Genomic DNA, 20,009 nt, shown 5'->3' on the forward strand with positions numbered 1-20,009 from the left:
GATGCGCCGCCTGCTCGATCTGCCGCTGCTGGTTTTCCTGATGGGGGTCGGGGCGCTGGCGATGCTGGTGCCGGCGGCCCACGCGCTGGTGCTGCACGACTACGCCACCAGCCGCGCCTTCTTCTACCCGTCGGTGCTGCTGCTGGTCCTGACCGCGATGATCGGCGTGGCGACGGTGAACTACACCCCGCGCAACGCCGCCCGCAGCCACCTGATGGCGCTGCTGGGCGCCTATGTCCTGCTGCCCTTCCTGTTCGCCGTGCCGGTGGCCGAGGCCGTGCCCGACACCACCTTCACCAATGCCTGGTTCGAGATGGTGTCCTGCTTCACCACCACCGGCGCCACGGTCTACGACACGCCGGGCCGGCTGCCCGACTCGGTCCACCTGTGGCGGGCGCTGGTCGGCTGGGGCGGCGGCTTCTTCATCCTGCTCGCCGCGCTGGCGGTGCTGGCGCCGATGAACCTGGGCGGGTTCGAGGTGATCTCGGGCGGGGCGGTGGGCCGCGCCGCCGGCGGCCCGATCACCCGCGTCGCCGACCCGTCCGAGCGGCTGGTGCGCTACGCGCTGATCCTGTTCCCGGTCTATGGCGGGCTGACGCTGCTGCTCTGGCTCGGGCTGCTGCTTGCCGGCGACGTGCCGCTGGTGGCGCTCAGCCACGCGATGTCGACGATGGCGACCTCGGGCATATCGCCGGTGCAGGGCATGCAGGGCGCGAGGTCCGGCATTCCCGGCGAGATGCTGATCTTCGTTTTCCTGTTCTTCGCCATCTCGCGCCACACCCTGCCGGGAACGGCGCAGGTCGAGGGCCGCAGGAGCCTGCTGGGCGACCCGGAATTCCGCATGGGGCTGACCGTGGTGGCGATCGTCACCGCGCTCTTGTTCCTGCGACACTGGACCGCCGCGATCGAGACCCGCAGCCCCGACCACCTGCCGCAGGCGCTGTCGGCGCTGTGGGCCAGCGCCTTCACCGTGCTCTCCTTCCTGTCGACCACCGGATTCCAGGCGGTGGGCTGGGAAAACGCCCAGACCTGGTCGGGACTGAACGCGCCGGGGCTGATCCTGGTCGGGCTGGCGCTGCTGGGTGGCGGCGTGGCGACGACGGCGGGCGGGGTCAAGCTGCTGCGCTTCTACGCCCTGTTCAAGCACGGCCAGCGCGAGATGGAGAAGCTGGTCCATCCCAATTCGGTCGGCGGCGCGGGCGCGCTGGCGCGGCGGCTGCGGCGCGAGGGCGCCTATGTCGCCTGGATTTTCTTCATGCTCTTTGGCCTTTCGGTCACACTCGTGATGGCGCTGCTGACGCTGACCGGGATCGAGTTCGAGCCGGCGCTGGTGTTCTCGGTCTCGGCGCTGTCGACGACCGGGCCTCTCGCCGCAGTAGCCACGGAAACCCCTCTGAGCTATGCTGCATTGGCGCCGGCGGCGAAGGCGATCCTGGCCGGCGCGATGGTTCTCGGCCGTCTCGAGACCCTGGCGATCATCGCCTTGCTGGCGCCGGATTCCTGGCGCAGTTGAGCCCGTCCGAAAGGATAGGTCCGTAATGGACTGTTTTTTGGTCTGGAATCTCCGCGAATCCCACTCCATACTCTCTTTGCTATACCATCGGATGTAGGCCGAGGGACAAGAAGCAGCGAAGCGCAAGACGAAAAAAAACAAGGCAAGAATGATGGCCGCCGATAAACAGAATTTGCAGGATGCCTTTCTCAACCACGTCCGCAAGTCCAAGATTCCCGTTACGATTTTCCTTATCAACGGTGTCAAGCTGCAGGGCGTGATCACCTGGTTCGACAATTTCTGCGTCCTGCTGCGCCGCGATGGTCAGTCGCAGCTGGTCTACAAGCACGCGATTTCGACGATCATGCCGGGGCAGCCGATCAATCTTTACGACGGCGACGACTGAGTCTCCGGATATGGGCGACGGCCCCGACAATGACGGCGCGCTCACCCGTGCCTATGTCCTGCATCCCGAGCTGACCTCGGATCGTGACCGCCGCCCGGCCGGGCCGGCGCTGGAAGAGGCCGTCGCGCTGGCGGCGGCCTTGCCCGGGCTCGATGTCGTCGGAGCCGAGATCGTGCGCCTTCCCAAGGTGGCGCCGGGGCGGCTGTTCGGCTCGGGCAAGTCCGAAGAGATCAAGGCCAAGCTCGAGGCCGAAGAGGTCGAGCTGGTGCTGGTCGACGGCCCGGTGACGCCGGTCCAGCAGCGCAACCTGGAAAAGGACTGGGGCGTCAAGCTGCTCGACCGCACCGGGCTGATCCTCGAGATCTTCGCCGACCGCGCCCGGACCCGCGAGGGCGTGCTGCAGGTCGAGCTTGCGGCGCTGTCCTACCAGCGCACCCGGCTGGTGCGGGCCTGGACCCACCTCGAACGCCAGCGCGGCGGATTGGGCTTCGTCGGCGGTCCCGGCGAGACCCAGATCGAGGCCGACCGCCGCGCCATCGACGAGCAGATCACCCGTATACGGCGCCAGCTCGACAAGGTGGTGAAGACGCGCGAGCTGCATCGCGCGGCGCGGCGCAAGGTGCCGTTCCCGATCGTCGCGCTGGTCGGTTACACCAACGCCGGCAAGTCGACGCTGTTCAACCGCATGACCGGGGCCGAGGTGATGGCCAAGGACATGCTGTTTGCGACCCTCGACCCGACGATGCGCGGTGTCATGCTGCCCTCGGGCCGCAAGGTGATCCTGTCCGACACGGTGGGCTTCATCTCGGACCTGCCGACGCAACTGGTCGCCGCCTTCCGGGCGACGCTGGAAGAGGTGCTCGAGGCCGATCTCGTCCTTCATGTTCGCGACATCTCGCATCCCGACACGGTCGAGCAGGCCGAGGATGTCGAAAAGATCCTCGAAAGCCTCGGCCTGCGCGAGGACGTGGCGCGGTTCGAGGCCTGGAACAAGATCGACCTGCTGGACGGCGAGGCGCGGGCGGCAGCCGAGGCCCAGGCCGCGCGCAGCCCGGCGACCTTCGCGATCTCGGCCTGGACCGGCGACGGTGTGCCGGCGCTGCTCGACGCGGTGTCGGACGCGCTCGACGAGGAAAAGACCGAGCGCGTGCTCGACCTGGCTTACGCCGAGGGCCGCAAGCGGGCCTGGCTGCACGAGCAGGGCGTGGTGCTGTCGGAGGACGAGACCGAGACCGGCCACCGCATCACCGTGCGCTGGACCGCGCGGCAGGAGAAGCGGTTCCGGGAGCTGTAGGGCAGGGGGCTTGCCTTTGCGCCTGTGCCCCGCTGCTGCGCGGAACCAAGGCCGCAGGCCGCCGCGCAAGCGCCGGACCGTCCCGGCGGTCTGGTGCTTTGTCGACGTAAGCGCGACGCTCGTATGGCGTACGGACTTGGCCAGCAAGAAGCGCGCCGCCCCGTCTTGGTAGCGCCAGCCCACGGTCCGGCGCTTGCACGGCTTGCTCTGCTGAACGGAGCTTGGAAGGCCTGAACCGTTTGGACGGTTCAGGCTTGAGCTGTTCCCTTGGCCGAAGCGTCCGGGGCTCCGCCCGTTCGCGCCTCAAAGGCTCCACCGGAGCGTTTGCCGGGCTTTGCCCGGACCGGCGCTCACCCTTGCAGGGCGTCCCACATCTCGCGGTCGCGCTCGGCGGTCCAGATCCGGGGCGTGTCGATGCCGCGGGCCTCGTCATAGGCGCGGGCGACGTTGAAGGGCAGGCAATGCTCGTAGATCGCGTAGTCCGAGAACTTCGGATCGCATTCCGCCCGGCAGGCGTCCCAGGCCTCCTTCAGCGAACCGCCGCGCGCCGCCACACGGGCGACCGGCCGATAGGTGCTCTCGACGAAATCGCGGGTCTTTTCCAGCGCCTCGGCCACCATCGGCCGACCGACCAGCGCGTCGCCGCGGCCCGGCGCGATGCTGGCCGGGTCGAAGCTGGCGATGTTGTCCAGCGTGTCGCCCCAGTCGGCGAAATGACCGTCGCCGCAATAGCAGGCCGAGTGATACTCGACGATGTCGCCGGTGAACATCACTTCCTGGTCCGGCACCCAGATCACCGCGTCGCCGGCGGTATGGGCGCGGCCGAGATGCATGATGTCGACCCGGCGGTTGCCGAGATAGACCGACATCGCGTCCGAGAAGGTCGTGGTCGGCCAGGTCAGGCCGGGAATGCTCTCATGGCCCTGGAACAGGCGCGGGAAGCGGGCGAATTCGCTGTCCCAGTCCTCCTGCCCGCGCTCGACCACCATCGCCCGGGCATCATCCGACATGATCACCTGCGGCGCGGCGAAGGCCGAGGCGCCGAGGACGCGGACGGCGTGGTAATGGGTCAGCACGAGATGGCTGATCGGCTTGTCGGTGACGGTGCGGATCGCCTCGATCACCTTGCCGGCCAGCCGCGGCGTCGCCTGCGCCTCGACCACCATCACCGACTCGTCGCCGATGATGACGCCCGAGTTCGGGTCGCCCTCGGCGGTGAAGGCATAGAGCCCCTCGCCGATCTCGGTGAAGCTGGTTTTCTTTTCGCTCAGGTCGCCTTGCGAGGCGAATGCCTTGGCCATGTCTTCAATCCTTCTAGACAGTCTGCGGGGGCTGTGCTTCGCTCGCCCCATGTTGGATCGTCGTTTGCTTCCCTATTGGGTCACGCTGTTCATCGTTCTTCTCGGTGCCGCGGTCCTACTGGCGATGGGCCGCAGCCTGATCTGCCCCTGCGGCACCGTGCTGCCGTGGTATGGCCCGACCGGCACGCCGGATGCCAACATGCACCTGACCGACTGGTACACGCCCAGCCACCTGCTGCACGGCTTCCTGTTCTTCTTCCTGCTCCGGCTGGTGGCGCGCCGGGTGCCGATCGGCTGGCGCCTGGTGGCCGCGACGGCGCTCGAGGTGGGCTGGGAAATCCTCGAGAACACCAACTGGACCATCGACCGCTACCGCAGCACCACGGTCTCGACCGACTATATCGGCGACAGCGTGGTGAACTCGGTGACCGACGTCACCTTCATGCTGCTGGGCTTCTGGCTGGCCCGGCGGCTGCCGGTCTGGGCCAGCCTTGCCATCTGCATCGGCTTCGAGCTGCTCACCGCCGTGGTCATCCGCGACGGGCTGACGCTGAACGTCATCATGTTCATCCACCCGATGGACTGGATCCTGAACTGGCAGACGGCAGGCTGAGGCGGCGGCGCGCATCGGTCAGCTTTCGTAGGGGTTCGGCGGCGCCGGCAGGATCTTGCCCGAACAGGCGCCGAAACCGATGCGGTAGCCGTCGCCCTTCGCCGCGCCGCGCAGGGTCAGGGTGTCGCCGTCCTCGAGGAAGCTGCGGCTCTCGCCGGTGTCGAGCGTCACCGGCTCCTTGCCGCCCCAGCTCAGTTCCAGCAGGCTGCCGCGGCTTTCCTTCGTCGCGCCCGAGATCGTGCCCGAGCCGAGCAGGTCGCCGGCATTCATCGGGCAGCCCGAGGTGGTGTGATGCGCCAGCTGCTGGGCGGCCGAGTAATACATCTCGCGGTAGTTGGTGCGGGTGATCACCGTCTCGGCCTTACCCTCGGGCGCCAGCCCGACCTCGAGCTCGATATCGTAGAGCATCGGCCCCGGTTCGCGCAGGTAGGGCAGCAGGTCCTTCTCGCGCTCGGGCGTCGAGACCCGGAACGCTTCCAACGCCGCCTTCATCACCACCCAGGGGCTGATCGTCGTCGCCGTCGCCTTGGCCTGGAACGGGCCCAGCGGCTGGTATTCCCAGGCCTGGATATCGCGCGCCGACCAGTCGTTGAGCAGGACATAGCCGAAGATCATGTCGTCGGCCTCGGCGACCGAGACCATGCCCTCGGACGGTGTGCCGACCACGGCGCCCATCTCGAGCTCGAAATCGAAGCGCTTGCAGGGGCCGAAATAGGGCAGCTCGGCCTGCGGCGGCTTCAGCTGTCCCAGCGGCCGGCGGACATCGGTGCCCGAGACCACGACCGAGGAGGCGCGGCCGTTGTAGCCGATCGGCAGGTGCAGCCAGTTCGGCGGCAGCGCGTTCTCGGGGCCGCGGAACATGCAGCCGACATTGTAGGCGTGGTTCTTGCCGGCGTAGAAATCGGTGTATTCCGAGACGGCGAAGGGCAGGTGCATCAGCGCGTCGGCCTGGCGGTAGAGATGCGGCAGCACCTTGGCCTGCTCCTCCGCGCCCTCGGCCAGCAGCTGCGTCATCCGCGCCCGGAAGGCGGCCCAGGCCTCGGGGCCCAGCTCCATCAGCTCGTTCCAGAACGGCAGGTCGAAGACCGGGATCTCGCTCAGCGAGATCACCCCGTCCTCTTCCAGGCCGGCGACGTCGACGATCATCTCGCCGATGGCGACGCCGCAGCGCGGCTCGGCCTCGCCGACGGAAAACACCCCGCAGGGCAGGTTGTTGAGCGGAAAGTCGGTGTCGGGCGCGTTGGCGCTCTCCACCCAGCTTTTCATCAGGGGCATGCGCGTTTCCTCGTGAATTCGGCTGCGCAGAGACTGCGCAGCCGTTGGCAGATGTGCAAGCGGATTACTTGGTGCCCGGCGTGCCGTCGAATTTCTTCTCGAGGCTGTCCCAGCAGTCGATGTAGTCGTCCTGCAGCGGTGCCTCCTTGGCGGCGAAGGCGGTCAGGTGCTGCGGGAAGCGGGTTTCGAACATGAACTGCATCGTGTTTTCCTGCTTGGCCGGCACCATCGGCTCGGTCGAGCCATGCTCGAAGGCGTTGCGGTCCGGGCCGTGCGGGATCATCATGTTGTGCAGGCTCATGCCGCCGGGGACGAAGCCCTTGGGCTTGGCGTCGTAGATGCCGTAGATGTTGCCCATCAGCTCGGACATGATGTTCTTGTGATACCACGGCGGGCGGAAGCTGTGCTCGGCCACCATCCAGCGTTCGCGGAACAGGACGAAGTCGATATTGGCGGTGCCGGGCTGGCCCGAGGGCGCCGTCAGGACGGTGAAGATCGACGGGTCCGGGTGGTCGAACAGGATCGCGCCGACCGGGGAATAGGTCCGCAGATCATACTTGTAGGCGGCGTAGTTGCCGTGCCAGGCGACGACGTCCAGCGGGCTGTGGTCGATCCAGGTCTCGTGGAACTGGCCGCACCACTTGATGACGACGCGGCTCTTCGCCTCGCGGTCCTCGAAGGCGGCGACGGGGCATTTGAAGTCGCGCGGGTTGGCCAGGCAGTTGGCGCCGATCGGGCCGCGGCCGGGCAGGTCGAATTTCTGGCCGTAATTCTCGCAGACGAAGCCGCGGGCGGGGCCTTCCAGCACCTCGACCCGGTAGACCAGGCCGCGCGGCAGGATGGCGATCTCCTTCGGCTCGAGGTCGATGACGCCGAGCTCGGTGCAGAAGCGCAGCCGGCCCTCCTGCGGCACCACCAGCATCTCGCTGTCGGCCGAGAAGAAATACTCGTCCTGCATCGACTCGGTGATCAGGTAGATGTGGGTGGCCATGCCGACCTGGGTGTTGACGTCGCCGGCCGTGGTCATCGTCCGCATGCCGGTGAGCCAGGTCAGCGGGGCGTCGCCGACCGGCACCGGGTCCCAGCGGTACTGGCCCAGGCTGATCACGTCCGGATCGACATTGGGCGCGGATTTCCAGTAGGGCAGGTCGATCTTCTGGAACCGGCCGGTATGTTTCACCGAGGGCCGAATCCGGTAGCACCAGGTGCGCTCGTTCTGGCCGCGCGGGGCGGTGAAGGCGGTGCCGGAAAGCTGCTCGGCATAGAGGCCGTATTCGCATTTCTGCGGGCTGTTCTGGCCCTGGGGCAGGGCGCCCGGCAGCGCCTCGGTCTCGAAATCGTTGCCGAAGCCCGGCATGTAGCCCTCGTGCGGGCCGGTGATCGATGCGGCGCGGACCATCCCGCGCGGCAGTTCGTAGCTGGTCATGATGCCTCTCCCGGACAGGCGCCGCGACTCCCACGCGGCGGCTTGCGTCTCGCCGGGACGGTATCGTTGCAGATGCAACGATGTCAAGCACGGGACGGCGCAGCGGTTCCTTCGGGGCCGTTCGCGGGCGAGCCGTGGTCGGATGCCGGCGACGGGCGGCGCTTGCGTCGGCAGGCGCTTCGGTGCAGTCATTGCAGGCGAAACGATCAGGAGTGCCCGTGCCCGATATCGACCCGCCCGAGTTCGACCCGCCCGAGTTCGACCCGCCCGAGTTCGACCCATCCGGGTTCGACCTTGCCGATTTCCTGCCCTACCAGCTCGCCGTCGCCGCGGCGCGCGTCAGCCGGGCCTTCGCCGAGCGTTACCGCGCCGAATTCGGCATCTCGATCCCGGAATGGCGGGTGCTGGCCCATCTGGCCCAGGCCGGCGCGGTGTCGGTGCGCGAGATCCATGCCCGGGTCGACATGGACAAGTCCAAGGTCAGCCGGGCGGCGCAGCGCCTGGTCGAGGCCGGCCATGTCGAGAAGCGTCCCCATGCCGAGGACGGCCGGCTGATCGACCTGCGGCTGACGCCGGACGGCGCGGCGCTGGTCGCCCGCATCCTGCCGATCGCCACCGAATTCCAGCGCGAGCTGGTGAGCCGGCTCGGCCCGGACGGCGCCGGGTTGAAACGCGCCCTCAGGCGCCTGATGGAGGATCCCGAATGACACGGCTTTACGATTACTGGCGCAGCTCGGCGTCCTACCGGGTGCGGATCGCGCTCAACCTGCTGGAAATCCCCTTCGAATCGGTGCAGGTCGACCTGCTGGCGGGCGAGCAGAAGGGCGCGGCCAACCTTGCCCGCAATCCGCAGGGCCTGGTGCCGACGCTCGAGATCGACGGCCGGCGCCTGACCCAGTCGCTCGCCATTCTCGAATATCTCGACGAGACCCGCGATGCCGGGTTCCTGCCCGAGGATGCCGCCGGCCGGGCCCGGGTCCGGGCGCTGGCCTATGCCATCGCGATGGAGATCCATCCCGTCTGCAACAGCTCGGTCAGCGCCCATGTCGTGAAGGCGTCGAACGGCGCCATCACCGCCGAGGCCTGGATGGCGCATTTCATCGGCCCGCGGCTGGCCGCCTTCGACGCCATGCTCGACGATCCGGCGACCGGCCGTTTCTGCCATGACGACCGCGTCACGCTGGCCGACATCTGCCTGGTGCCGCAGCTTTACAATGCGCGACGCTGGAATGTGGACGTGACGTCACTGAAGCGCCTGCAGGCGGTCGCCGCTAGGTTGGAGGCGCTGCCGGCCTTCGAGGCCGCGCATCCCGATCATTACAAGCCCGCGTGAGCCGGGCCGCAAACCACGGAGTTTCCAGTCCCATGTCCGATATCGTGATCCTCTCCGGCGCCCGCACCGCCATCGGCACCTTCGGCGGTGCGCTGGCCTCGATGCCGCCAAGCAAGCTGGGCGCCATCGCCGCCGGCGCCGCGCTGGAGCGCGCCGGGGTGAGCGGCGAGCAGATCGGCCATGTCGTCTTCGGCACGGTGATCAATACCGAGCCGCGCGACATGTACCTGTCCCGCGTCGCCGCGCGCGAGGCCGGGGTGCCGGATTCGGTGCCGGCGATGAACGTCAACCGGCTCTGCGGTTCCGGCGCGCAGGCGATCGTCTCCTCGGCGCAGTCGCTGATGCTGGGCGATGCCGATTTCGCGCTCGCCGGCGGCGCCGAATGCATGAGCCGCTCGCCCTATATCCTGCCCGCCGCCCGCTGGGGCCAGAAGATGGGCGATGTCGGCGCGATGGACATGATGCTGGGGACGCTGAACTGCCCCTTCGGCTCGGGCCATATGGGGGTGACGGCCGAGAACGTCGCCCGCGACTACGGCATCAGCCGCGAGGATCAGGACGCCTTCGCCCTGCTCAGCCAGACCCGCGCCGCGGCGGCGATCGCCGAGGGCCGCTTCGCCGAGCAGATCGTGCCGGTCGAGATGTCCTCCCGCAAGGGCACCGTGACCTTCGACACCGACGAGCATCCCAAGCAGACCAGCGCCGAGGCGCTGGCCGGGCTGAAAGCCGTGTTCCAGAAGGACGGCACGGTGACGGCGGGCAATGCCTCGGGCATCAATGACGGCGCGGCGGCGGTGGTGCTGGCGCGGGCCGAGGCGGCGCAGGCCGCCGGGCTGACCCCGCGCGCCCGCATCCTCGGCTATGCCCATGCCGGGGTGCCGCCGGAGCTGATGGGCATCGGCCCGATCCCGGCGGTCCGCAAGCTGCTCGAGCGGACCGGGCTGACGGCCGCCGATTTCGACGTCATCGAATCGAACGAGGCCTTTGCCGCCCAGGCGCTGGCGGTGAGCAAGGAGCTGGGGCTCGACCCCGAGAAGGTGAACCCGAACGGCGGCGCCATCGCCCTTGGCCACCCGGTCGGCGCGACCGGCGCGCTGCTGACCGTCAAGGCGATGTACGAGCTCGAGCGGAGCGGCGGCAGCAAGGCGCTGATCACCATGTGCATCGGCGGCGGGCAGGGGATCGCCCTGGCCATCGAGCGGATGTAAGGGCCACCTATGCCTTGATGAAGCGCCCGTTCCGGTTGGAGCGGGCGCTTCTCGTTTGAGCGGGTGGCAATGGATGTCAGGCGACCTTTCGTTCCGAGCGCCATCCCGCCCGGTGCGCGCGTGAAACGCGCAGCGCGAGCGCGTGCCCGTCCCGGCGGGCTGGCGCTTTGGTCATCCGCGCTCGAGGCTCATATCGCTGAGGGGCGTGGCTGCCACAAGAGCACAGTTCGGCCGTTGCGAGCGCCACCCCACGGGCAGGCGCTCGCGCTGCTTCTGCTGCGCCTGGCAGAATGTTCTCACGAGGAGCCAAGAGTCGCCGCTATTCGTCCAGCACCCGCTGCGGCGCCTTCATCGTCGGCACCTGCCTCGCCCAGTCGCCGTAATCGCCCGAGGTCGCGCGGGAGAGCAGGGCGCGCAGGTCCGCCAGCGGGTCCTCGGAATAGTCGATCCGCAGCGTCAGCGGGGCGGCGTCCTCGCGCAGGACCAGCAGTGCCGCCGACATCAGGCCGCGGCTGTCGCTGCCCGCCGCCCGGCCGGCGAAGAGGGCGTCCAGCAGCCGCCCGGCGAAATCCCCCTGCGCGCCCAGGAACCCCTCGGCGATCGCCGCCGGCACCCGGTCGCTGGCCAGCATGTTGCCGGCCGCGATGCCGGTCTCGAAAGCGTATTCCGCCATCACCGGCGTGTTGCGCTTGCCGGTATGGACCCCGGTGCCGCCGTTCAGGTCCAGCGCCGACAATTGCCGCCAGTCGCGCCCCTGGTCCGGCGCCACGACCCGGGCCACGGCCTCGGCCGCCGAAACGCCGTCCCGCATCAGCCCCAGAACGTCCTCGCCCCAGAAGGTGCTCGGCGCCGCGCCCTGGCTGGCCGACATGCCGGCCCGGATGTCGCCGCGCAGCACCCAGCCGCCGACGCAGAGCGACCCGGTCGCCGCCGCGCCGCCGATCGCGCCGGTCTTGGGATCGCGGGCCAGAATTGAGAATGTCATGGGGGTCCTCCCGGGCTCGTCCGGTTGCTGCTCTAATTTTGTGCGATTTATCATGAAAAATTGACGCAGGCAATTTATCCGGATAAATTTACCAGAGTCGCCCCGTCAGACGGGCGGCCGCCGCCAATGCCGCCCGGCGAACGGGCGCCTGCTGCCAACAAGGAGACCTCCCGAATGACCCAGTCCAATTGGACCCGCCGCGGCTTCTTCGCGGCGACCGGGGCGACAGTCGCGCTCAGCGCCTTCGCCCAGAAACTTCTGGCCGCCACGCCGGCCGGCGTGCTCGTCGTCGGCCAGGTGGCCGAGCCGAAGTCGCTCGACCCGGCCGCCGATACCGCGGTCAACGATTTCCGCATCCTGGTGAACCTCTACGAGGGGCTGACCCGCTACAAGCCGGGCACGCTCGAGGTCGGGCCGGGCCTGGCCGAGAGCTGGAGCATCAGCGACGACGGCACCGAATACACCTTCAAGCTGCGTCCGGGCGTCAAGTTCCACGATGGCAGCGATTTCGATGCCGAGGCGGTGAAATTCAACTTCGACCGCATGCTCGACGACAAGCATCCCTACCACGATACCGGCCCGTTCCCGCTCGCCTTCTTCTTCTCCTCGGTCAAGGAGACGACGGCGGTCGACAGCCATACCGTCAAGTTCACCCTGAAGCAGCCCTACGCGCCGTTCCTGTCGAACCTCGCCTATCCGACCGGCCTGATCGTCTCGCCGGCGATGGTGAAGAAGCATGGCAAGGATTTCGGCCGCCACCCCTCGGGCACCGGCCCGTTCAAGTTCGTCGAGTGGAAGTCGAACGAACGCGTCGTCATCGACCGTTTCGACGGCTACTGGGGCGAGAAGGCGGGCACCCAGGCGGTCATCTTCCGGCCGATCACCGACGCCAATACCCGGGTGGCCGAGATGCTGGCCGGCGGCATCGACCTGATGGTCGAAGTGCCGCCGACCTCACTGTCGGAATTCAAGCCGCCGAAATTCACCATCGAGGAGCAGGCCGGCCCGCATGTCTGGTTCCTGATCCTCAACTGCAAGGACGGCCCGTTCAAGGACAAGCGCGTGCGCCAGGCGGCGAATTACGCGATCAACAAGAAGGCGATCGTCAACGACGTGCTGGAAGGCACCGCAGAGGTCGCCGCGGGGCCGACGCCGCCGGCCTTCGCCTGGGCCTATGACGACAAGCTCGAGCCCTATCCCTACGACCCGGAAAAGGCCAAGGCGCTGCTGAAAGAGGCCGGGGCCGAGGGCGCCGAGCTCACCTTCTACGTCACCGAGGGCGGCTCGGGCATGCTCGATCCGATCGCGATGGGCACGGCGATCCAGGCCGACCTCGCCGCCGTCGGGCTCAAGGCCAAGATCGAGACCTTCGAGTGGAACACCTTCCTCGGCAAGGTGAACCCGGGGCTGGACAACAAGGGCAGCCATGTCGACATGGCCGAGATGGCCTGGATGACCAACGACCCCGACACGCTGCCCTACCTGGCGCTGCGCACCGATGCCTGGCCCGACAAGGGCGGCTTCAACTCGGGCTATTACTCGAACCCGGAAGTCGACAAGCTGCTGGAAGAGGCGCGGACCTCGACCGATCAGGCGAAACGGGCCGAGCTCTACAAGAAGATGCAGCAGATCGTCCATGACGACGCGCCCTGGGTCTTCGTCGCCAACTGGAAGCAGAACGCGGTCACCAACGACAAGGTCGAGAACTTCCGTCTCGAACCCTCGTTCCTGCTCCAGCTGCATGACGTGGTGAAGACCTGATAGGGTCAACGCCGTAGCTTCCGGGCGGCGGGCCTTCGGCTTCGCCGCCCGTCCTTCAGCGCGAACGGGCGAAAGATGGGCAGATATATCCTGCGGCGGCTGTTTTCGGCCATCCCGGTGCTGCTGGGCATCACCGTGATCGTCTTCCTGATCATGGCGATGATCCCGGGCGACCCGGCGACGGCGATCCTGGGCGCCTATGCCACGCCCGACAACGTCGCCCGGATCAACAAGGATCTCGGCCTCGACGCGCCGCTGGTCGAGCGCTACTTCATCTGGCTCGGCAACCTGCTGCAGGGCGATTTCGGCCGCTCCTATTCGCTCAACCGGCCGGTGCTGGCCGAAGTCCTCGACCGTTTCAGCGCCACTCTGGTGCTGGCCGGGGTTTCCTTCGTGCTCTGCTCCCTGCTCGGCATCCTCGCCGGCGTCGTCTCGGCGGCGCGGCAATACGGGCTGGCCGACAAACTGATCACCTTCACCGTGCTGATCGGCATCTCGGTGCCGTCCTTCTTCCTCGGCATGATGATGATCCTGATCTTCGCCGTGCGCCTGCAATGGCTGCCGGTCTCGGGCATGTACGCGATTTATGGCGGCGGCGACCTCGCCGACCTCGGCCGCCACATCGCCATGCCGGCGCTCGCGCTCTCGGTCGTCGCCACCGGGGTGATCGCGCGGCTTAGCCGCTCGGCGATGCTGGAAGTGCTGCGCCAGGACTACATCCGCACCGCCCGCGCCAAGGGCGTGAACGAGCGCCGGGTGATCATGGGCCACGCCCTGCGTGCGGCGATGGTCTCGATCATCCCGGTGCTGGGCATCCAGGCCGGCTTTGTCCTCTCCGGCGCGGTCTATATCGAGATCGTCTTCCAGTGGCCCGGCATCGGCCGGATGCTGGTCGACGCCATCCTCAAGCGCGACATCCTGCTGGTGCAGGGCGGCGTCGTCTTCGTCGCCGCCTGCTACGTGATCTTCAACATCCTCGTCGATGTCGCCCAGAGCCTGCTCGACCCGAGGATCAAGACATGACGGTGCCGCGGATCGCTTCGACCGGAATCAGGCCGGGGGCGCTGCCCCCGGACCCCCGGGATATTTGGACTGAGAGGAAGAGCGCAGGGCAGTGCTGCTTTCCTCTCAGCGGAAATATCCCGGGGGGAGTCGCCCCTGGCGACGGGGGGCAGCGCCCCCCCGCCGCACGCAGGGCCAGAGGGAATGCGGCGCAGCCGCGCAATCGGATCAGTGGCGGGGAGCGCGCGGCATGAGGATGTTCTTCCGGCTCCTGTTCCGCAACAGGCTGGCGACGCTGGGCGGCGCGGTGCTGGCCGTGATCCTGCTGCTGGCGCTGATCACGCCGCTGCTGCCGTTGCAGAACCCGGACGTCACCGACACCGCCCACCGCTTCCTGTTTCCGTTCAGCGACGGCCACCTGCTGGGCACTGACCAGCTCGGCCGCGACCTGCTGGCGCGGCTCTTGTGGGGCACGCGGCTCAGCCTTGCCGTCGGCATCGCGGCGGCGCTGGCGGCCGGGGTCGCCGGCTCTGCGGTCGGCATCGTCGCGGGCTATTTCGGCGGCCGGATCGACAATGTCATCATGCGCGGCGTCGACATGCTGATGGCCTTTCCCTACATCCTGCTGGCGCTGGCCATCGTCGCCGCGCTGGGGCCGGGGCTGCTCAACGCCCTGATCGCCGTCGCCGCGGTCAACGTGCCGTTCTTCGCCCGCAACATCCGCGGCATCACCGTCGGCCTGGCCGGGCGCGAGTTCATCGACGCGGCGCGGCTGTCGGGCAAGGGCCATCTGTCGATCCTGCTCACCGAGCTCTTGCCCAACGTGCTGCCCGTCATCGTCATCGCGATGTCGACCACGGTCGGCTGGATGATCCTCGAGACCGCGGGCCTTTCTTTCCTCGGCCTCGGCGCGCAGCCGCCGCAGGCCGATCTCGGCGGCATGCTGGGCGAGGCGCGTTCGGCGATGATCACCAGCCCGCATACCTCGGTCGTGCCGGGCCTGATGATCTTCCTTATCGTCATGTCGATCAACCTGCTCGGCGACGGGGTGCGCGACGCGCTCGACCCGCGGCTGCGCTCGGGCGCGTTGAGCCGGCCGCGGGCGGCGACCGAGGTGGCGCGGCAGGGGCCGGTGCCGGCGCAGACCGACGCTCTGCTGGCGGTGCAGGAACTGGAGACGCAGTTCCATGTCGGGCCGCGGATCTACCGCGCCGTCAACAAGGTCGACCTGGCGGTGAAGCCCGGCGAATGCCTCGGCGTCATCGGCGAGAGCGGCTCGGGCAAGTCGGTCACGGCGCTGTCGGTGATGGGGCTGGTCGCCTCGCCGCCGGGGGTGATCACCGGCGGCGCGGTGCGCTACAGGGGCGAGGACCTGATCGGCGCGCCCTACGAGACGCTGCGCAGCCTGCGCGGCGACCGCGTCGCCTATATCTTCCAGGACCCGCTGTCGACGCTGCACCCGCTCTACCGCATCGGCGACCAGCTGGCCGAGGCGATCCGGGCCCATCACCCGGTGTCGAAGGCCGAGGCCCGCGAGCGGGCGCTGCAGCTGTTGCGCGACGTGCGGATCCCGAACCCGGAAAGCCGGATCGGCAACTTCCCGCACGAGATGTCGGGCGGGATGCGGCAGCGGGTCGGCATCGCAATGGCGCTGGCCAATGACCCGGACGTGATCATTGCCGACGAGCCGACGACGGCGCTCGACGTCACCGTTCAGGCGCAGATCCTCAGCCTGCTCGACGACCTGCGGCGGGCGCGCGGGCTGGCGATCGTCTTCATCACCCATGATTTCGGCGTCGTCGCCCAGCTCTGCGACCGGGTCGCGGTGATGTATGCCGGCCAGATCGTCGAGGAGGGGCCGACCGCGGCGGTGCTGGCCGCGCCGGCCCATCCCTATACAAGGCGGCTGATCGCCTGCGTGCCGGAACTGGGCGGCGGCCGGCGCGAGCTGGCGGCGATCCCGGGCCTGCCGCCGTCCGTCGATGCGCTGCCCGTGGGCTGCGCCTTCGCCGCCCGCTGCGACAAGGCGAGGGAAGCCTGCCGCGCCGCGGCCATCGAGATGACCCGCGCCGGCGGCCGCGCGGTGCGCTGCCGCTTTCCCGAAGTGGCCGTGGAGGAGATGACGGCATGACCAAGGCGCTGCGAGTCACCGATCTGGCCAAGACCTTTCCGATCGCCCATGGCCTCTTCGCCCGGGCCCGGCCCGGCGTCCGCGCCGTCCGGCCGGTGACGCTGGAGGTCGCAACCGGCGAGACGCTGGGCATCGTCGGCGAATCCGGTTGCGGCAAATCGACCCTGGCGCGGATGCTGGTCGGGCTGCTGGCGCCGTCGGAAGGCGAGATCGAGATCGAGGGCCACAGGCTGAACACGGCCGATCCGGCCAGGTTCGGCCGCATGATCCAGTATGTCTTCCAGGACCCGATCAGCAGCCTCAACCCGCGCAAGACCATCCGCCAGGTGATGGAGGCGCCGCTGAAGCGGCTCTACCGCATGCCGAGGGCCGAGCGCGAGGCGCGGATCGCCGAGATCTTCGACAGCGTCAACCTGCGGGCGGAGTTCCTCGACCGCTACCCGCACGAGTTCTCGGGCGGGCAGGCGCAGCGGATCGGCATCGCCCGGGCGCTGGCGGCATCGCCGCGCATTCTCGTCCTCGACGAGCCGGTTTCGGCGCTCGACGTCTCGGTCCAGGCCCAGGTCCTGAACCTGCTGGCCCGGCTGAAATCGGAATTCAACCTCACCTACCTGTTCATCAGCCATGACCTGGCCGTGGTCGAGGCGGTCAGCGACCGGGTCGCGGTGCTCTATTTCGGCGCGGTGGTGGAGATCGGTCGCGCCGAAAGCATCTTCAACGCGCCGCGCCATCCCTATACAAGGCTGCTGGCCGAGAGCGCGCCGGTCGTCGGCCGGCCGCTGACGGCGCCCGAGCAGAAAGGCACCGAGCTGCCCGATCCGCTGAACCCGCCGCCGGGCTGCGCCTTTGCCGGCCGCTGCCCGCGGGCCACGGATCTGTGCCGCAGGGAGGAGCCGCAATTGCAGACCATGGGAGAGGACCAGCTTGCCGCCTGCCACCACCCGCTCTGACCGCGCCGGGGCCCGTCGTTCGCGCCCCGCGCAGGTGGCCGAGGCGATCAAGCGGCTCGTCGTCGAACAGCATCTCAAGCCGGGCGACCGGCTGCCGAGCGAGGCCGAGCTGATCGAACGCTTCGGCATGGCGAAAAGCACCATCCGCGAGGCGACGCGGCTGCTCGAGGCGCAGGGGCTGGTCAAGACCCGGACCGGGCCGGGCGGCGGCAGCTTCGTCCACCAGGTCACGCGCGAACGGGCGCAGGCGCTGTTGGGCAACTACTTCTATTTCCGCGACCTGACGATCCGCGACATCTACCAACTGCGCCGGGCGCTGGAGCCCGAACTGGCGGCGGCGCTGGCCGGGCGGCTGTCGGAGGAGGTGCTGCAGCGGCTCGAGGACAACATCGCCGTCTATGCCGCGCCGGCCGAGACGCTGGAGGAGGAGCGCGAGCAGCATGTCGCCTCCCTGCGCTTTCACGCCATCCTGGCCGAAGAGGCCGAGAACGAGCTCTTGGGCTTCGTCATCGGCTTCATGGCCAGCGTGCTGTCCGACATCACCGTCGAGCGCCAGCTCTACGCCCCGCCCAATGCCGAGCTGTGGCAGCGCGGCCGCGACTACCAGTTGCGCCTGCTTGACGCCTTGCGTAAGGGAGAGGCCGAGGAGGCGCGGCGGATCATGACCGACCACATGGAGACCGCGCAGGCGCTGATGGAGGGGCAGGAGGCCCGGATGGTCCGCCGTTTCATGACCGAATGACCGCCGAAACGCTCGATCCTGCCGCCCGGCGACGGGCCGATGCCGAATGGGCATTCGACGCCTACGAGGCGGTGCGCGAGCGGCTGCCTTCGGCCCGCTTTCCGTCTGCGTCCCAGACCATCCCCGATCTCGGCGCCGCCGCCGACAGCTTCGATGCCGTGCTGCTCGACGCCTATGGCGTGCTCAATGTCGGCGAGACCGCGATTGCCGGCGCGGCCGAGCGGATCGCGGCCCTGCAGGCGATGGGCAAGCGGGTGATGGTGGTCAGCAATTCCGCCGGCTATCCCAAGCGCCACCTGATGGCGCGATACCTCAGGATGGGCTTCAACTTTGCCCCGGAAGAGGTTGTTTCCAGTCGCGAAGCCGCGTTGGCCGGTCTTGCCGCGCAGCCGCCGCGGCGCTGGGGCGTGATGGCCGATCCGCAGTTCGGCAGCGCGGAGCTGGAGCATCTCGGCACCGCCTTCCTCGCCGACGATCCGGCGGCCTATGACGCCGCCGAGGGCATCCTGCTGATCGGCTCGGGCACCTGGACCGAGGCGCGGCAGGCGCTGCTCGAGGCCAGTCTCCGGGCCCGGCCGCGCCCGGTCGTCGTCGCCAATCCCGACATCGTCGCCCCGCGCGAGGACGGGCTGTCGCGCGAGCCGGGGCATTACGCCCATCGGCTGGCCGACAGCTGTGGCGTGGTGCCGGAGTTCTACGGCAAGCCCTTCGGCAACATCTTCGAGCTGGCGCTGGCGCGGCTGCCGGCCGAGATCCCGCGCGACCGGATCCTGATGGTTGGCGACACCCTGCAGACCGACATCCTCGGTGGCGCCGCCGCCGGGCTGCGGACCGCGCTGGTCACCGGCCACGGCGCCCTGGTCGGCATGGATGTCGGCGGCGCCATCGCCCGGTCGGGCATCACCCCGGATTTCATCCTGCCCAGCCTGTAACGGGCGGTGTTTCGGCTTTCGAGGAAAGCACTTAGGGAAGGGCGCCCGAAAAGGGACGCGCCGGGCGGCATGGCCCCCCCGGCGCGCTGTTTCGATCCGGTCCCGGATCAGCGTTTCGCGGTCTCGCCCGAGGACCGGCGCGGCACCAGCGCGCGCATGATCGCCGGCATCTCCAGCGACCCGACCGCGGTGCCGTCGCGCAGCACCCGGAAGCGCCGGTCGAGCGCGCCCTCGGCCCTGGCGATCACGCTTTCCAGGTTGTCGTCCTGGTCGATCTCGCCCGAGACCTCGCCCTCGGGCGCGCCCGCGGTCATGATCGAGCGGACCCGCAGCACCCGGGCGCGGTTGATGTCGGCGACGAAGTCCTCGATATAGGGATCGGCCGGGTTGAGCAGGATTTTCTGCGGCTCGCCCTGCTGGACTACCCAGCCATCGTTCAGGATCACCAGGTGATCGGCCAGCTTGAGCGCCTCGTCGAGGTCGTGGGTGATGAAGACGATGGTCTTGTGCAACTCGGCCTGCAGCTCCAGCAGCAGGTCCTGCATGTCGGTCCGGATCAGCGGGTCGAGGGCCGAGAAGGCCTCGTCCATCAGCATGATGGCCGAGTTCGAGGTCAGCGCCCGGGCGATGCCGACGCGCTGCTGCATGCCGCCCGAGAGCTGGTGCGGATACTGCCCGCCATAGCCGCCGAGCCCGACGCGATCGAGCCACTTGTCGGCCTCGGCCTCGTATTCGGCCCTGGGAATGCCGCGGGTGGCAAGCGCCATGCCGGCGTTTTCGCGCACCGTGCGGTGCGGCAGCAGGGCGAATTTCTGGAACACCATCGACATGGTTTCGCGCCGCAGCTGGCGCAGCCGGGCCTCGTTCCAGTTCAGGATGTTCTCGCCATCGACCAGCACCTCGCCCGCCGTCGGCTCGATCAGCCGGTTGAGATGGCGGATCAGGGTCGACTTGCCCGAGCCCGACAGCCCCATGATGACGGCGATCTCGCCCTCGCGCATGTCGACATTGATGTCGTTCAGGCCGAGCACGTGACGGTGGCCCTCCAGCAGCTCGGGCTTGCCCATGCCGGCCTTGACATGGGCCAGGGCGCCTTGCGGGTCGTCGCCGAAGATCTTGTAGAGGTGGCGGATCGATACCTTGATGTTCTTGCTCATC

At 68.5% G+C, this 20,009-nt stretch carries 18 protein-coding genes; 13 read left to right on the forward strand and 5 right to left on the reverse strand.

The features are described from left to right. Position 1 precedes the first annotated feature (1 nt). The 3 genes from ACFOES_RS04795 to hflX all read left to right on the forward strand — a co-directional run bounded on the left by ACFOES_RS04795 (position 2) and on the right by hflX (position 3,192). Positions 2-1,513 carry a potassium transporter TrkG gene (locus tag ACFOES_RS04795; RefSeq protein ID WP_377832039.1) on the forward strand — a complete coding sequence of 504 codons (1,512 nt, stop codon included), beginning with the start codon at positions 2-4 and terminating at the stop codon, positions 1,511-1,513. Positions 1,514-1,664: 151 nt separating this feature from the next. Next, positions 1,665-1,898 carry an RNA chaperone Hfq gene (gene hfq / locus ACFOES_RS04800; protein ID WP_377833004.1) on the forward strand — a complete coding sequence of 78 codons (234 nt, stop codon included), beginning with the start codon at positions 1,665-1,667 and terminating at the stop codon, positions 1,896-1,898. 10 nt (positions 1,899-1,908) lie between these two features. Further along, positions 1,909-3,192, forward strand: a complete 1,284-nt coding sequence (gene hflX, locus ACFOES_RS04805) for a GTPase HflX (RefSeq protein ID WP_377832040.1) — start codon at positions 1,909-1,911, stop codon at positions 3,190-3,192. Between the two features lie 350 nt (positions 3,193-3,542). Here hflX and ACFOES_RS04810 read toward each other — a convergent pair whose 3' ends face one another. Then, complete coding sequence (locus tag ACFOES_RS04810) at positions 3,543-4,493, reverse strand: MBL fold metallo-hydrolase (protein WP_377832041.1); 951 nt, start codon at positions 4,491-4,493, stop codon at positions 3,543-3,545. A 49-nt stretch (positions 4,494-4,542) separates the two neighbouring features. Here ACFOES_RS04810 and ACFOES_RS04815 point away from each other — a divergent pair, with 49 nt between their 5' ends. After that, entirely contained in the window at positions 4,543-5,106 is a 564-nt protein-coding gene (locus ACFOES_RS04815; protein WP_377832042.1) for a DUF2585 family protein, read from the forward strand. A gap of 18 nt (positions 5,107-5,124) precedes the next feature. Here the strand turns inward: ACFOES_RS04815 and fahA are convergent, their stop codons facing one another. Then, entirely contained in the window at positions 5,125-6,381 is a 1,257-nt protein-coding gene (gene fahA, locus ACFOES_RS04820; protein WP_377832043.1) for a fumarylacetoacetase, read from the reverse strand. 64 nt (positions 6,382-6,445) lie between these two features. After that, entirely contained in the window at positions 6,446-7,807 is a 1,362-nt protein-coding gene (gene hmgA, locus ACFOES_RS04825) for a homogentisate 1,2-dioxygenase (RefSeq protein WP_377832044.1), read from the reverse strand. 218 nt (positions 7,808-8,025) lie between these two features. Here hmgA and ACFOES_RS04830 point away from each other — a divergent pair, with 218 nt between their 5' ends. From ACFOES_RS04830 to ACFOES_RS04840, 3 genes are read left to right on the forward strand one after another with little or no spacing between them, the layout of a single operon-like run. After that, positions 8,026-8,514, forward strand: coding sequence for a MarR family winged helix-turn-helix transcriptional regulator (locus ACFOES_RS04830; RefSeq protein ID WP_377832045.1), 489 nt, complete (start codon positions 8,026-8,028; stop codon positions 8,512-8,514). Continuing rightward, the gene (gene maiA / locus ACFOES_RS04835; RefSeq protein ID WP_377832046.1) at positions 8,511-9,140 is read left to right on the forward strand and encodes a maleylacetoacetate isomerase; all 630 of its coding nucleotides are present in this window, start codon (positions 8,511-8,513) and stop codon (positions 9,138-9,140) included. Before ACFOES_RS04830 ends, maiA begins: the two co-directional genes overlap by 4 nt. A 32-nt stretch (positions 9,141-9,172) precedes the next feature. Next, positions 9,173-10,348: an acetyl-CoA C-acyltransferase family protein gene (locus ACFOES_RS04840; RefSeq protein ID WP_377832047.1), complete on the forward strand. Its 1,176-nt coding sequence runs from the start codon at positions 9,173-9,175 to the stop codon at positions 10,346-10,348. 319 nt (positions 10,349-10,667) lie between these two features. Here ACFOES_RS04840 and ACFOES_RS04845 read toward each other — a convergent pair whose 3' ends face one another. Beyond that, complete coding sequence (locus ACFOES_RS04845; protein ID WP_377832048.1) at positions 10,668-11,333, reverse strand: DUF1028 domain-containing protein; 666 nt, start codon at positions 11,331-11,333, stop codon at positions 10,668-10,670. Positions 11,334-11,507: 174 nt separating this feature from the next. Here ACFOES_RS04845 and ACFOES_RS04850 point away from each other — a divergent pair, with 174 nt between their 5' ends. The 6 genes from ACFOES_RS04850 (at position 11,508) to ACFOES_RS04875 (ending at position 18,851) form a co-directional block, all read left to right on the forward strand. Then, the gene (locus tag ACFOES_RS04850; protein WP_377832049.1) at positions 11,508-13,094 is read left to right on the forward strand and encodes an ABC transporter substrate-binding protein; all 1,587 of its coding nucleotides are present in this window, start codon (positions 11,508-11,510) and stop codon (positions 13,092-13,094) included. 75 nt (positions 13,095-13,169) lie between these two features. Beyond that, positions 13,170-14,117: an ABC transporter permease gene (locus ACFOES_RS04855; RefSeq protein WP_377832050.1), complete on the forward strand. Its 948-nt coding sequence runs from the start codon at positions 13,170-13,172 to the stop codon at positions 14,115-14,117. Positions 14,118-14,346: 229 nt separating this feature from the next. After that, complete coding sequence (locus ACFOES_RS04860) at positions 14,347-16,227, forward strand: dipeptide/oligopeptide/nickel ABC transporter permease/ATP-binding protein (RefSeq protein WP_377832051.1); 1,881 nt, start codon at positions 14,347-14,349, stop codon at positions 16,225-16,227. After that, positions 16,224-17,177: an ABC transporter ATP-binding protein gene (locus ACFOES_RS04865; protein ID WP_377832052.1), complete on the forward strand. Its 954-nt coding sequence runs from the start codon at positions 16,224-16,226 to the stop codon at positions 17,175-17,177. Before ACFOES_RS04860 ends, ACFOES_RS04865 begins: the two co-directional genes overlap by 4 nt. Continuing rightward, positions 17,152-17,919 carry a FadR/GntR family transcriptional regulator gene (locus ACFOES_RS04870; RefSeq protein ID WP_377832053.1) on the forward strand — a complete coding sequence of 256 codons (768 nt, stop codon included), beginning with the start codon at positions 17,152-17,154 and terminating at the stop codon, positions 17,917-17,919. Before ACFOES_RS04865 ends, ACFOES_RS04870 begins: the two co-directional genes overlap by 26 nt. Next, on the forward strand, positions 17,916-18,851 hold the full coding sequence (locus tag ACFOES_RS04875) for an HAD-IIA family hydrolase (RefSeq protein ID WP_377832054.1): 936 nt from the start codon (positions 17,916-17,918) through the stop codon (positions 18,849-18,851). Before ACFOES_RS04870 ends, ACFOES_RS04875 begins: the two co-directional genes overlap by 4 nt. Positions 18,852-18,958: 107 nt before the next feature. Here the strand turns inward: ACFOES_RS04875 and ACFOES_RS04880 are convergent, their stop codons facing one another. Continuing rightward, positions 18,959-20,008, reverse strand: coding sequence for a quaternary amine ABC transporter ATP-binding protein (locus ACFOES_RS04880; RefSeq protein ID WP_377832055.1), 1,050 nt, complete (start codon positions 20,006-20,008; stop codon positions 18,959-18,961). Position 20,009 lies beyond the last annotated feature (1 nt).

This window comes from Acidimangrovimonas pyrenivorans, assembly GCF_042643245.1.
Lineage (GTDB): Bacteria > Pseudomonadota > Alphaproteobacteria > Rhodobacterales > Rhodobacteraceae > Acidimangrovimonas > Acidimangrovimonas pyrenivorans.